Source organism: Streptomyces sp. NBC_00354, assembly GCF_036106915.1.
Taxonomy (GTDB): Bacteria; Actinomycetota; Actinomycetes; order Streptomycetales; family Streptomycetaceae; genus Streptomyces.
The window spans coordinates 1,466,914-1,479,821 of the sequence record NZ_CP107983.1; the positions used below are offsets into that span (position 1 = coordinate 1,466,914).

The 12,908-nt window shown below is 69.9% G+C and carries 11 protein-coding genes and 1 pseudogene; 5 read left to right on the forward strand and 7 right to left on the reverse strand.

From position 1 onward, the window contains the following. The first annotated feature begins 570 nt into the window (after positions 1 to 570). The 5 genes from OHT74_RS06845 to OHT74_RS06865 all read left to right on the forward strand — a co-directional run bounded on the left by OHT74_RS06845 (position 571) and on the right by OHT74_RS06865 (position 5,897). Entirely contained in the window at positions 571 to 2,556 is a 1,986-nt protein-coding gene (locus OHT74_RS06845) for an RICIN domain-containing protein (RefSeq protein WP_328619712.1), read from the forward strand. 147 nt (positions 2,557 to 2,703) lie between these two features. After that, positions 2,704 to 3,327: a hypothetical protein gene (locus tag OHT74_RS06850; protein ID WP_328619713.1), complete on the forward strand. Its 624-nt coding sequence runs from the start codon at positions 2,704 to 2,706 to the stop codon at positions 3,325 to 3,327. A gap of 220 nt (positions 3,328 to 3,547) precedes the next feature. Continuing rightward, on the forward strand, positions 3,548 to 4,090 hold the full coding sequence (locus tag OHT74_RS06855) for a DNRLRE domain-containing protein (RefSeq protein ID WP_328619714.1): 543 nt from the start codon (positions 3,548 to 3,550) through the stop codon (positions 4,088 to 4,090). Beyond that, positions 4,087 to 4,947 carry a papain-like cysteine protease family protein gene (locus OHT74_RS06860; RefSeq protein ID WP_328619715.1) on the forward strand — a complete coding sequence of 287 codons (861 nt, stop codon included), beginning with the start codon at positions 4,087 to 4,089 and terminating at the stop codon, positions 4,945 to 4,947. The genes OHT74_RS06855 and OHT74_RS06860 overlap by 4 nt, the downstream gene beginning before the upstream one ends. Before the next feature lie 14 nt (positions 4,948 to 4,961). Further along, positions 4,962 to 5,897, forward strand: a complete 936-nt coding sequence (locus OHT74_RS06865) for a hypothetical protein (protein WP_328619716.1) — start codon at positions 4,962 to 4,964, stop codon at positions 5,895 to 5,897. Between the two features lie 219 nt (positions 5,898 to 6,116). On the opposite strand, the pseudogene OHT74_RS06870 reads toward OHT74_RS06865, so the two are convergent. The 7 genes and pseudogenes from OHT74_RS06870 to OHT74_RS06900 form a co-directional block, all read right to left on the reverse strand. Beyond that, positions 6,117 to 6,710, reverse strand: a pseudogene (locus OHT74_RS06870) (transposase); the annotation flags it as partial. 349 nt (positions 6,711 to 7,059) lie between these two features. After that, positions 7,060 to 7,734 carry a hypothetical protein gene (locus tag OHT74_RS06875; RefSeq protein WP_328619717.1) on the reverse strand — a complete coding sequence of 225 codons (675 nt, stop codon included), beginning with the start codon at positions 7,732 to 7,734 and terminating at the stop codon, positions 7,060 to 7,062. 410 nt (positions 7,735 to 8,144) lie between these two features. Continuing rightward, the gene (locus tag OHT74_RS06880) at positions 8,145 to 9,155 is read right to left on the reverse strand and encodes a GNAT family N-acetyltransferase (RefSeq protein ID WP_328619718.1); all 1,011 of its coding nucleotides are present in this window, start codon (positions 9,153 to 9,155) and stop codon (positions 8,145 to 8,147) included. After that, the gene (locus OHT74_RS06885; protein ID WP_328619719.1) at positions 9,156 to 9,902 is read right to left on the reverse strand and encodes a class I SAM-dependent methyltransferase; all 747 of its coding nucleotides are present in this window, start codon (positions 9,900 to 9,902) and stop codon (positions 9,156 to 9,158) included. A gap of 8 nt (positions 9,903 to 9,910) precedes the next feature. Beyond that, on the reverse strand, positions 9,911 to 11,236 hold the full coding sequence (locus tag OHT74_RS06890; RefSeq protein ID WP_328619720.1) for an FAD-dependent oxidoreductase: 1,326 nt from the start codon (positions 11,234 to 11,236) through the stop codon (positions 9,911 to 9,913). Then, positions 11,206 to 12,246 carry a zinc-binding dehydrogenase gene (locus OHT74_RS06895; protein WP_328619721.1) on the reverse strand — a complete coding sequence of 347 codons (1,041 nt, stop codon included), beginning with the start codon at positions 12,244 to 12,246 and terminating at the stop codon, positions 11,206 to 11,208. Before OHT74_RS06895 ends, OHT74_RS06890 begins: the two co-directional genes overlap by 31 nt. Before the next feature lie 23 nt (positions 12,247 to 12,269). Continuing rightward, positions 12,270 to 12,671 carry an EF-hand domain-containing protein gene (locus tag OHT74_RS06900; RefSeq protein ID WP_266661596.1) on the reverse strand — a complete coding sequence of 134 codons (402 nt, stop codon included), beginning with the start codon at positions 12,669 to 12,671 and terminating at the stop codon, positions 12,270 to 12,272. Between the last annotated feature and the right edge of the window lie 237 nt (positions 12,672 to 12,908).

The following is a 12,908-nucleotide window of genomic DNA, read 5'->3' on the forward strand; positions in this document are numbered from 1 at the left end:
CACCAGTGACACACGGCCCGGTGTGTGCCGATCACCCCTGCAGGGGGCGTGAGTGCGACGGGATACGAGACGAATATCCGGGCATAGGAGGTCAGTTCGGACTCAGGCTGCACAAACCGTCGGCAACTGGACCCGTCACGCATCAAGGCCTCCGCATCGCCGAGTCGTCATCCTCAGGCGAAGCGGAGGGATTCCTCACTGCTCGTAACAGGAGGAATTCGGCCGGTAGTAAATAGGTGAATCACTGACTGAATTGACGTCAACAAGCCTCATCAATTATCTCGATTCCATAACGACGCCATCGAAAAAGCCTGGACCTTTCCTGGTCTACACGCATAACTAGCTTACTTTTAAATAGAGTTGACAGATCATCAAATTTGACCGCCAAGGTAACGGTCAGGTACCTCAAAACCCATTCCTGTTTGTCCGAATTCTCCACCTCGCCCGTCTGGCAGGGTTTCGTGCACCCACTCCTCCGACCAAGGATTTGAGGTGCGCATGACGGGTAGTCGTCGAAAGAAACGTGAACACCGGCGCAAACCCCGCCGGTTGATACTCCTCACCGCCGCCATGGCATCGGCGGCGGTGATAGCGGGGGGCATCGCCTACTCCGGACTGGGCGACAACGCCCAGGCGGGGACCACCACTCAGGCCGACGCAGCCGCGGACACCCTCGTACCGGCCGCCGCACCAGTCCGCGATGCGGAGCCCGCGGTCATCGCGGACGCGCCCGCCAACGACACCGCGCGCGGCATGGTCTTCGACGGCCTCAAGGCCGCGCCGAAGGGCGACAAGTGCGTCGGCGTCTACCGCACGGAAGCCGGGCTCTGCAGCCACGGCCCCGACGCCCCGCCGAAGGACGTCGACATCAAGGCCGACGTCGCCCCTGCGGTCAAGACGAAGGCCGTGGCGGCCGATCCGGCCCGCCCGGATTCCGGCGAAGCAGCTGCCGCCGGAGGCGGCGGGCGTCCTCAGGACGCGCCCGCCGCCGACGCGGCCACCGCCAAGGCCCCGGCGTCGAAGGCCCCGGCACCCGCTGGCGGCAGCGGCCAGACCGTCGCCGCCGGGCCCTCGGGGCAGACCGTCCAGTGCGACGGTGACGGCAGCAGCGGCAACCGCGTCCAGGTCGTGTACGTCCATGGCCCCGACCGCGACCGCTACTCCGAGTACGTCGCCTCGTTCCGCAAGTGGGCGGCCGACGCCGACCTCATCTACTCGACGAGCGCCCAGGAGACCGGCGGTGTCCGGCACATCCGCTACGTGACGGCCGCCGACTGCACGCCGACCGTGCTCAACATGGAGCTCCCCGCCTCGGCGCTCGCTGAGTTCAGCGCGACCAACAACGCGCTCGCCGGCAAGGGCCTCGACCGCCGCGACCGCAAGTACATGATCTTCTCGGACACCCAGGTCTACTGCGGCATCGGCACCTTCGCGGGCGACGAGCGGCCCGGCCAGGACAACCAGAGCAACTTCGGCCCCTCGTACGGCCGTACGGACTCCGGCTGCTGGGGCGGCCACACCGCGGCGCACGAACTCGGCCACAACCTCGGCGCGGTGAACAACAGCGCCCCCAACACCAGCCGCGGCGCCCACTGCACGGACGAGTGGGACGTCATGTGCTACTCGGACACGCCGTACTACCCGCAGATGCGCAACGTGTGCACCAACCAGGCCGCCGAGAACATCCTGGACTGCAACCACGACGACTACTTCCACACCAACCCCAAGGCGGGCAGCTACCTCGCCACGCACTGGAACATCGCCGACAACCAGTTCCTGATGAAGGGGAAGGGCGGCAACCCGAACCCCGACCCCAACCCGCAGCCCACCACGAAGCCCACCCCCACCCCGACCAAGAAGCCCGGTGGCGGGCCGGCCGTGACCGTCGGCCAGGTCCGGTCCAACTCCGCGGTGGCAAGCTGGCCCAAGGTCGACGGCGCCGCCTGGTACCAGGTGCTCCTCAACGGCAAGCACCTCACCTGGGTCCAGTCCCAGACGCTGAACATCTACAACCTCCAGTCCGGCAAGGAGTACAAAGTCGCTGTCTCGGTGCGCGACGCAGCCGGCCGTGACAGCGGCCCCGGCAGCGTCACCACCTTCCGCACCACCAGCGCCGGCGGTGGCACCACGACTCCCGGCACCCGCTACACCTTCGGCAACGGCAGTACCGGCGTGGCCGCCGAGCTGTGGGGCGGCCGCGCCGCCGACGGCACCCTCCTCGTGGGCGCGCGGGCCAACGGCTACGCGCAGCAGCAGTGGCTGTTCGAGGACGCGGGCGGCGGCCTGGTCCGTATCAAGTCCGCGGTCTCGGGCAAGTGCCTGCAGGCGGGCGGCGCCCCCGCCGCTGGCATGTGGATCGCCCAGCAGGCGTGCGGCAACGCCCCCACCCAGCAGTGGAAGCTGAACTCACGCTCCGGCGCCACCCCCATTACCGACGCGAGTGGCGGCTACGCCCTCACCGTGAGCAACCGGCCGTACTACGGGGACTGGCTGCTCGACCTCCAGCGTGCCGACGGGCGGGCGTCCCAGGTCTGGACGGTCCAGAAGGTCGGCTGACCTTCGACCGTCTGATCAACCGTCGGCGGACGGCGGTATTCCCCATGCGGCCGTCCGCCGGCTCCCTCACGACACCGCACCTCCACCGCACCGCACCGCAGCGGTGGCGGCCACTCGCATCCCACCGCACCAGGGAGCACCACAACGATGCGTACACGCCACAGCTTCCCCGCCCGTACCGGACTCGGGGTCCTGTTCCTCCTCCTCGCCCAGGCCGTGGCCCTGGCGTCCCCGGCCCAGGCGCACGGCGACACCGTCAAGGTCGTGATCAACGGGCAGCGGGAGGGCCACCTCACCACCGACATCACCTGGGAGAACGACGGGGACGCCATCGAGGAGGCGGTCGCCGCCACGGTGAACGCGACCAGCGCGGACGGCAGCCGCGCGATGGGCCCCTGGAAGCTGGTCCGGGACGCGGGCACGCGCACCGGCTGGAGCACGGCCGAGGTCCTGCCGGCCGGTACTTGGAAGGTGCACGTCCATGTCGGGTTCCCCTCACTGGGACACGCCGAACGCGAGGTCTCCGTACCGGTCGTCGACCCGGCGCCACCCAGCACTTCCGCCGCGCCCACCGCTCCCGCTCCTGCGAGCCCCTCGGCCACGGCCGTGCCCTCGGCCGCCGCATCCGCATCGCCCGCCCTGGCCGGCGGCGGCAGCACCTTCTCGTGGACCACGGCGGGCGTGGCCGTGGCCGCCCTCGCGGGGACCGCTGGCGGGATGCTGCTGGTCCGCCGGGCCCGAGCCCGCAGGCAGGCGCGGGGCGACGGGTGAAGCGGTCGGTAACCAGGCCGTCGTGTGGCCCAGGCCTGCGTTCCACCAGCCCGTACGTGGCCGACTCCTCCGTCAGCGGGAACACCAGCGGCATCCAGCCGTACGCGGGCTACTGGCATATCGGGCGACGAGCTCTACTGGTGGCCGGACGTCCGACGAGCAACTTCTTCGCCGACCAGGGCGCCCCGAGCGCCACTAACGGCACGTCTCCTCGCTTGCCGTGCGCGGCAACCCGGCGTACGAGACCTACCTGCGCTTCAACCTACCGGCCGCCCCGGCCGGCCAGGCCCTGAAGGCCGCCGCACTCCAGGTCAAGACCTCGACCCAGACGGGCGTCGGCACGGCCGACACCGTCTCCCCAGTCCCGGTCACCGGCACCTGGAGCAGCGCGGGCACGACATTCACCACCAAGCCCACCCTAGGCACCACACCGCTCGGCACGTTCGCAGCCATCCCCGACGGCTCAGCCGTCCACAGCGCCCAGCCGGCCACCGCCACACTCTCCGCGTCGCTGGGCACCAGCTACAGCATGGCCCTGACCAGCAAGGGCACCGACCCGCTGTGGATCTGGTCCAAGGAATCAACGGCTACGGACGCCACGCCGCAGCTCCTCCTCACCTTCGGCCCGAAGCAACCACCCGACGGAGTGCGGGGCCGCCGAGCCAGGGGGCCGCAGCCGCGCCCCCCGGTATGTGTCCCGCACACCGGACGACCAGGTTGCCGGTCAAGCAAGTTCCCGCATTTCTCAGACCAAGGAGCATGATGCACAAACGTCGCGCGTCCCGCCGCAAGAAAGCTCTGATTGCCGCGAGCACCGCCTCACTCGCCGGCGGTCTGCTGTTCGGCTTCGGCGCCCTCGCCCAGGCCGGTGCGGTCAACGGCACGGTCATCGGCGGGCAGGGCAACTACAAGACCGTCAACCACCGGGCCAAGCCGTCCCTCTCGGCCCAGGTGAACGGTTCCTCGAAGGTGGGCGACAAGATCCAGATGTCCTGCCGGACCACCGGGGACACGGTGGAGAACAATCCGCGGTGGATCTTCACCGGCTCGTACTACATCGCCGACGCCTTCATCAACGAGAACACCACCCCCCTGCCGGTCTGCGGGTCCAACCCGAACCCGAAACCGCCCACCCCCACGACGGCGAAGACGCTCAAGATCGACATGCAGAAGCAGGTCAGGACCCAGTGGTGCTGGGACGCCTCCGGCGTGACCATCGCCAAACACTGGGGCCGCTCCGTCAGCCAGGAGCAGTTCTGCCAACTCGCCGCCCAGGGCTCCTGGGTGGACTGCAACAACCAGCCCGCGACGCTGGAAGACATGGCCAACGGCCTGGCCAGGCTGGGGCTGAGCAACAGCGGCCGCAGCCTGTATCGCAACGCCTCGTTCAGCGAGTCGGCCGCCGAGATAGCCGCAGGCCGGCCGTTCGCCGTCCGGATCGGCTGGCGCACCGGCGGTGGTCACATGAACGTCATCTACGGCTACGACAGCACCACCAACATGGTCGCGGTCGGGGACCCGTGGCAGACCACCCAGACCTACACCTGGTGGAACCACGCCACTTACGTGAACAACAACTCGTTCCAGTGGACCCACTCCCGCATCGGGATCCAGGGCTGAGGAGAAGACCGACCATGCAGACCACGCGACAGACCAAGCACACGGCAGTCCGCGCCGCCGTCCTCGCCACGGCCGCGCTCACCGCCGCCCTGAGCGGAATCGTTCCCGCACAGGCTGCGGAGGGCGACGGCATCGCGGGCTACCCGTCCGCCCAGCAGGCCGTCCGGAGCGACCAACTCCGCGACACGGTCTCCCGCTTCCTGGTTTCGGCCCGGCAGCACGGCACGGGCCCCGGCGCGGACGGCGGCACCGTCGGCACCCCCGGCAACGCACCCGCCGCGGTCACCGCGCCGCCCGGGTTCGATCTCAAGGACCCGGTGCCGATGTTCGAGATCAGCCCCGAGTTCGTGACCGGCAAGACCCAGGCGACCCCGCAGACCGCGATCCGGCTCTCCTACCTGGCCTCCCGGGTGACCGCCTCCGACGGCAAGAACGCCGCCGTACTGCTCGCACCCAAGGGGAACACCCCTACCACCGGAAGCAGCCCGCAGAACGTCGGCGCCGAGGGCTGGCAGCTGGCCGGCATCCGGGACGGGGACGCCGAGGTCGGCTTCGCCGAGCGCGGCACTCCACAGGCCCGTACCTTCACGGAGCCACAGATCCACGCCTGGTACCGGCTCACCGCCGAAGGCATGGTCGAGCCGCTCAACGAGGAGGCGAACAGCGGCCTCGGCGGAAAGCGCGGCATCACCCTCGCCGCCTACCAGAAGCTGGTCACCGCCCGCTACGGCGACAAGATGCCCGGCTCGGAGTACGACCGCAAGGGCCTGGCCGGCGGGTACGGCGGCCTCGTGGAGGACCAGCCGGAGCAGGTCGCCGCCGCATCCGGGAAACCGGCGACGGAGGCGTCCTGGCAGCCGATCTCCGCCACCGGGGCCGCAGCCCTGGCGGCAATCGCCGGTGCGGTGGTGTACGCGCGCCGCCGACGGCCGGCCGCCGCCGTGCGCTAACCGCACAGATCCACCCGGCGTCGGTCCACAGGGATACGTGGGCCGGCGCCGGTGCAACTTCCACCGGAGATGTGGTCGTTCCTGACCTCAAGGTCTCGAACGGCCGTGCCGGGCCGGGATGCTCCAGTCTCGGTGGTAGCGGCAACCTTCGACGCGCAATCCCGGACCGTACGAATCCGACGTCCAGGCTCTGCAGTTCGCGGACGATCCGGTAGAAGCTCAGGCCGACGCCGCTTCTTTGGGGGCTGCCAGCCGCTGGAGGGTGCAGAAGGCGTGTGCGACGGACACGAGGGTGCCGTGGTGGTGCCAGCCGCCCCAGGTGCGGCCCTCGAAGTGGGCCAGTCCCAGGGCCCGTTTCATCTCGCGGTAGTCGTGCTCGATGCGCCAGCGGAGTTTCGCCAGGCGGACCAGGGTGGTCAGCGGGGTGTTGGCGGGCAGGTCGCAGAGCCAGAACTGGACAGGTTCGCCCTGGTCGGCGGGCTACTCGGCCGGGAGCCAGCACTCGGGCAGCTCCGGGCCGTCAACGGCTTGGCGGACCTCGCTGGCCGGCCGGATCCGCAAGGCCACGAACCGCGCGTACATCCGCTTCAGACCGCTCTTGCCGGTGCCGGGCCGGGAGCCCTCACGCCATTGCACCGGCTTCGCCGCGTTCCTGCCTGCCTTGATGACCAGCTGTTTCACCGACCGGGGCTTGTCCGGCCACTTCGCCACGGGTGGCCGTCCGCTCCCGGAGTAGGGCTCGGCCACCGGCACTGCCTCGCCGGACCGAGCCGAGAGGGTGGTGGAGATTCCCACCACCCACCGGCACTGCCTCGCCGGACCGAGCCGAGAGGGTGGTGGAGATTCCCACCACGTAGTCCGCCAAGGCGTCCCGGACCGCATCGCGCCCACGCGAACGGAGACGGGGACGGAGACGGAGACGGAGGAGCTTGGCGCAGTCCCAGTGCTCGCGGAACCCACCCACACCACGGGCGAGCAGTCAGTGCACGTGAGGGAGCCTTCCGATACGGGCCGGGAGGCCATCGGACCAGCCCCCGCCGTCAGGCCCGTAGGTCAGCATCGGCGGGACACAATGCCGCGGCGTTCCCGGCGGCCGTGGTTGCGGCCCCCCGCCCCCGCACGGGGCGGGGACAAGGGGCCGGTGTCACGTGCGAGTCGCTGCTCAGCGTTCCTGGAGGACCGAACGGCCCTTGCGGGACTCCTCGGAGCAGGAGCGCTTCTCCGCGGCGGTCATCTTCCGGCTCTTCACCACCACCGCATTGCTCTTGCCGTCGGTGCCGTTCTTGGCCGGGCTGGTGATGGTGTCCTGGAAGAACCAGTAGTAGTGACCCCACTTGGGGCTGTCGTAGTGGGTCTGCCAGGTACCGGAGACCTTCTGCATCACCTGGGCACGTGAGATCCAGCCCACCTCGCCGGGCTTCACGGTCATGTTGAGCGAGCTGCTCTCCGAGTGCGTGCTCGACCAACTGTGGCTGTAACTCGCCGTTATGCTGAGGTCCACGATTCCCGCGATCTTGCCACCGGCGGTGACGGAGACCCCCAACGAGTCGGTGGATCCCACCGTGTCGTCCCAGGTCATCGTCTGAGTGGCATCGGACGTACTGCAGTTGAACAGTGAGTTCGACACCTGACGGAACTCACCCAGGTACGCCTCCCCGAGCTCGGGCGAGTTGAACGTGCACTTGCCTTCGCCCGAGCCGCAGTCCGCCATGAGCTGCGGCCGTGTCGGCTGGTCGGCAGCGGACGCCGGAAGGGTGATTGCCGCCGTGACTGCGCAGGCCGCCACCGTCATCGTCAGCGCGCGGGCTGCGTAGCGCTTGACGCGGTTTGTTGTCATCGTGGTACCTCTCACCGTGCTGGGGGGTCGGTTAACCGGCGTACGGCGGGGGCGAATTGAAGCGCCCACCGGCAGCACGTTCGATCACCGCCTGTTGCAATCCGAGATTCTCCCGACCGGTCAGAGGGGTACGGTGCGAATGAGACAACGTGCGGCGTGCCCTTCGTGGGGGCTCTCACGAGCGGCGGCGGTCCCTGCGAGTGGCCTGCTGACGGGCACCGCTCGGGCTGTGCGGGGAGTGAATCGGGAACACAAGGGCGGGGCGGGCGCAGCTCGCGGGCGGGCGACGTGGATGCCCCGAATCCGCGCAGGCAGGAGGACTCACGTCATGGCACCCCCTGATGGGCGCGCCACAAAAAGACGCCGCCGTGGCCGCATCCCACGGTGGCGGGAGTCAGGACTCGATCGGGTCACACAGCTTCGATGTACGCACAGAGGGGTGTGGCGCGGAGTCCGTAGCGGCGCTTGAAGTCGGGATTGCGCCGCCCCAGTTCGAGGTGGCTGCGCCCGGAGGCGATGGCGTCCCGCATGACGTCGGCGAACACGGTGTAGAAGGGGCTGAAGCCGGGTGCCGCTGCGTAGTCCACGCCCACGCACCAGAAGTGGTACCGGTGCTGGTCGAGGAGGGTGATGGCGGAGGCGATCAGGTGGCCTGCGCGGCGGAGCTCGATGACGCGGGCACACCCGCCCAGTGCCAGGACGAAGTCCTGGAAGATGCCTGGGCGGTAGTAGTCGGCGTTGCCGTACTTGGATGCCGTGGCGCGGGCGAGTGCGACGAATCCATCGAGGTCGGCCTTGGCAGGCGCCAGGATCTCGGTCTCGACCACGGCTTCCTGGGCGCGGCGGAGGTCGTGGGTGAGGTTGCGGCGGGGCTTGCTCGCCAGGGTGGCGAGGTAGTCGTCCAGTTCGCGGAACGGGGTGAGGTCGAGGCCGTGGCCGTTCTCGGCCGGTACGGGGGCCATGCCGAGGCGTTCGAGGGCAACCGCTGTGGGGCTGTGGGCGGGGACGTTGACGAAGCCGAAGTGGCCTGCGTCCCAGCGGTCGGCGAGCTTGCGCAGGGTCCGCAGGACGGCCGCGGCAGAGTCGGGATGGGTGTCGGCTCTGGGCAGGACGGTTTCGTAGCAGTGCCAGACATGGCTGAGCAGGACGGGCCGCTCGCGGGCAGCCGGGAAATGGGTACCCAGGACGCCCATGGGGTCGATGCCGTGCTGGAGGGTGACGGGTACGGCGATCCCCCTCTGCGGGTTGTGCAGGTAGGCATGGCGTAGGACGGGATGCAGTGGGGCGATCTCGAATGCCTTGAGGAAGGGAAGCCGGTAGAAGACAGGGGCCGCCGCTACGGCCTCGTCCCAGCCGGTGACGCTGTCGATCGTTGCATGGACGTCGATGGGCACGGCGGTGGGCAGGAGGGTGTGGAGCATCTACACGTCACCGCCTTCCTTGGTACAGGCGGCGATCACGGTGTGGGGGTGGCCGAGGTAGTCCTTCCAGTAGTCCGTCCCATGCGCGGTGATGCCTTGTTCGGTGACGGTGGGGTCGCTCCATCGTGGGCGGGTGAAGCCAGTCCGGCGCAAGGTGGCTTCCAGGGTGGCGCGGGTCCAGTAGCGGGCGGTGACGGTGTCGTCGTGGCCGTCGAAGCGCAGGTTCAGGGTGACGGGCGAGGCGTCGGCGAGCGGCTCGGGAGCGGTGAGGGTGAAGCCGTACCGGGCATAGGAGACGGCGTCGGGGCGGAAGCCGGGGTGGATGGGCAGGGTGACGAAGCGGCCGCCGGGGCGCAGGGCCGTGGCCGCGGTGACACACAGGTCGCTGAGCTCGGCGGGGGTCGTGGCGTAGGGCAGGACGTAGACGCCCAGGACGAGGTCGAAGGTGCCCGCCAGGCGGTCGGGGAGTGTGCCGTCGAGGTAGTCGACGCCGAGCGGGTCGGCGGCTTCCTGGGCGCGGGCGTGGCCGATCATTCCGGCGGAGATGTCCAGTCCGGTGGCGTGAGCGGCGCCGTGCTGTTTGAGCAGGCGGGTGTAGACACCGGAGCCGCAGCCCAGGTCCAGGACGCGCATGCCGTGGAGGTCGCCGAGGGCTGTCAGAACGCTTGGGGTTTCCAGGTGGGTGCGGAAGGCGGTGCCTGTGAAGTCCTCGTAGGTACCGGGGAGGGTGTCGAACTGGCTGGTCATGGCTTCCTTCACAGGGTTCCCGCCGGGGCGGCGGCGAGGTCGGCGACAGGGGCGGAGAGTGCGGCGAGGCGCGGGCTGTCGCAGCCGAAGTGCTTCGCGACGGTCACGGCGGAGCGGACCGCGCCTTCCTGGCTGTCGATGTAGGTGAGGTGACTGCCGGCGAAGTAGAGGCCGTCCTCTCCTTGGCGGCTGTCCAGGACGCCGCGGGCGCGGACGGCGTCGGTGGTCAGAACGAGGTGACGGAAGTCCCTGACTGCGATCGTGTCCTTGGGTCGGCCACGGTGAGTGGTCCAGCTCTTGAAGACCTGCCGGCCGGGCGGTCCGAGGACCGGGCCGTACCAGTTGGACGCCTCGGTGTGGCCGTCATGGGTGTCCAGATTGACCGTCGACCAGTGGGCCCGATCGACGGGCATGTACGCGGCATCGCGGTGCACGGCGACGCTGACGGGGGTGTAGGGGAAGGCGTCCATCGCCCGTCGGACGCCGTCGCGGCCGGCCAGTGGCTCCAGCAGGGGCGAGGCGGCGTACGCGGGCAGGGCGAGGACCACTCGGTCCACCATCCGCGCATCGCCGACGGTGTCGGTGATCTCGTAGCCGTCTCCGAGGCGGCGGACGGCGGTGACGCCGGAGCCGGTCCGGATCTCCGTGCCCCGCAACTCCCCGGCGATGAGCGAGGCGGTCCCGCCCATTCCGCAGGTGGCATTGGCCCAGATCGGGGCATGGCCGGGGGCCCGCGGGGCGAGCGCGAGGAAGAACGCCGTCGCGGCGCGCACCGAAAGCTCGGGTGCCTGGGCGTCCGCGCAGCTGGAGATGTAGGCCATCAGCGGATGGATGATTTGCCGTACGTGGTCCTCGGGCAGAGCCAGTGGGTCGAGGAGTTCGGCGAGCGAGACGGTCCAGTCCCCGTCGACCGCCGCGAAGTCGGCTGCGGCAGCCAGAAAGGTGCCCAGGGAGTCCCAGGCAGGCCCGGTGACCGGGGTGCGGCTGCCTCGGAGTTCGTCGGGCGCGTGCGGGGAGACGATCAGAGGCACGTTTTTGCGGCCGGAGGACGACATCGTGAACGTCACCGGTGCCTCGGCCAGGTCGGCCGGCCCCACTCCCAGTGCGGCCAGCAGCCTGCCGTGGACGGGGAATCCGGCCGGATACACGTATTGCGCCCCGAGGTCGACCCGCACCTCGCCGTGGCCCGTGGGAACCGTGACGGTGTCCGCATGTCCGCCCAGCCGCTCGGCCGCCTCGTAGAGCGTGACGTCGTGCGAGGGTTCCAGCAGCCAGGCGGTGGTGAGCCCGGCGATGCCGGCTCCTACGACCGCGATGCGCACAGGGTGCTCCATTCCAGGACGACCTTGCCCGCCCCGCAGGTGCGGGCGGCTTCGAGTGCGGCCTCGTAGTCCTCGTATGCGAAGTGGTGGGTGATGGCGGGGGTGGGGTCCAGCCCGCCGTCGAGCAGTGACGAAACGATGCGCCAGGTGTCGACGGTCCGGGGGCCGCCGACACCGTGGAGCGTGGCCGGGCGTCGTACGGTGCTGTTCCAGTCGATCTCGACCGGGCCGGTGGCGATGCCGATGGCGGCGACATGGCCGCCAGGCCGCACCTGGCCCAGGGCAAGCCGGATCATCGTGGGGTCGCCGGAGGTCTCCACGACGCACGCGAAGTCCTCCCCGCCGCGGAACGGGGCGAGCGTGTCGCCGGGCGGACTGTCGTACCGGTCGATGGCATGGTGGGCGCCGAGGAGTTCCGCCAGCTTTCGCCGGCCGGGATCAGGGTCGATGACCACCACCCGGCGGGCACCGATGCGGCGGGCCACCGCAACCGTCAGGAGCCCGGTCGGCCCGGCGCCGGTGACCAGCACGTCCTGCGCCACCACTGGCGAGGCCGTCAGGGCTCGCACCGCGGTGCCCAGCGGGTCGAAGAGGACGACCGTGTCCGGATCGGTGCCGGGCGGGTGCGTCCACACGTTCCGTAGAGGCAGGGCGACGTATTCGGCGAAGGCCCCGTCCCGCTCCCACCCGAGTCTGTCGGCGCGCGGACACTTGGGCCAGTCGCCCGCCCGGCACGGACGGCAGGCCGCGCAGGCCACGTACCCGTCACCGCTGACGAGTGTGCCGACGGCCGGGCCCCCCACCGGGGTCGTCTCGACGACTCCGGCGAACTCGTGCCCCGCGACCCGCCGACGAGACACCGGATGCCCTACCGGCCCGCCTGCCCCGGTGAGCAGGTCGGTGGCGCAGATCCCGGTACGCAGCACGCGCACGAGGACCTCGCCCGCTGCCGGTACCGGGACCGGCACCTTGCCCAGCTCCAGCCCCGGGCCGCTGTCCGGCGCCCGCAGCAGCGCCTTCATACCGCCTGCTATCGGCACGCGCGTCAGACGGCCGAATCGACCGGGCCGAGCAGCCAGTTACCGGGAGCGTTCGGGTCGGTGCTGAGGTAGAACTCGGAGATCGCGGTACGCCACTCGTCGTGGCTGATCGTCCCGTTCCCGTCTCGGTCGAGTCGCTTGAACGCCTCCTCCGAGTGCACCGGCGGGACCCCCAGCTCGTCGTACAGGCGCACGTACTCGGTGCGGTTCAACACCCCGTCGCCGTCGGTGTCCAGTGCCTGCATCAGTGCGTCGGCGATCGCGAGGATCGCGCCCTCGAAGTGCTCGGGAGAGGTGACGTTGGCCTCCATGACGGTGATGAACTCGTCGCGGGAGACCTGCCCGTCATTGTTGCTGTCACCGTGCTTGAGGAGCAGCTGCCACCATGCGTCGAACGCGTTCCGCATCGCGATGCCGCCGCACGTCCGTCACGACCGTCCCCGATGCGGGGGCGGAATCGGGTGGCGTGCAGCCGCGTCGGAGGAGCGAGCCCGCTCCAGCTGCTCCAATGGCGGTCGGCTGTGGCGCCGGGTTGGCCCCGGTTGCCGTCACTCGCGTCCATCGGGACACTTCCGCGTGCTCACACATGCCGGGCGCTTGGTCATCGATCACCGGGGGAGAACACCCGGGGGTGGCGAAGCCGT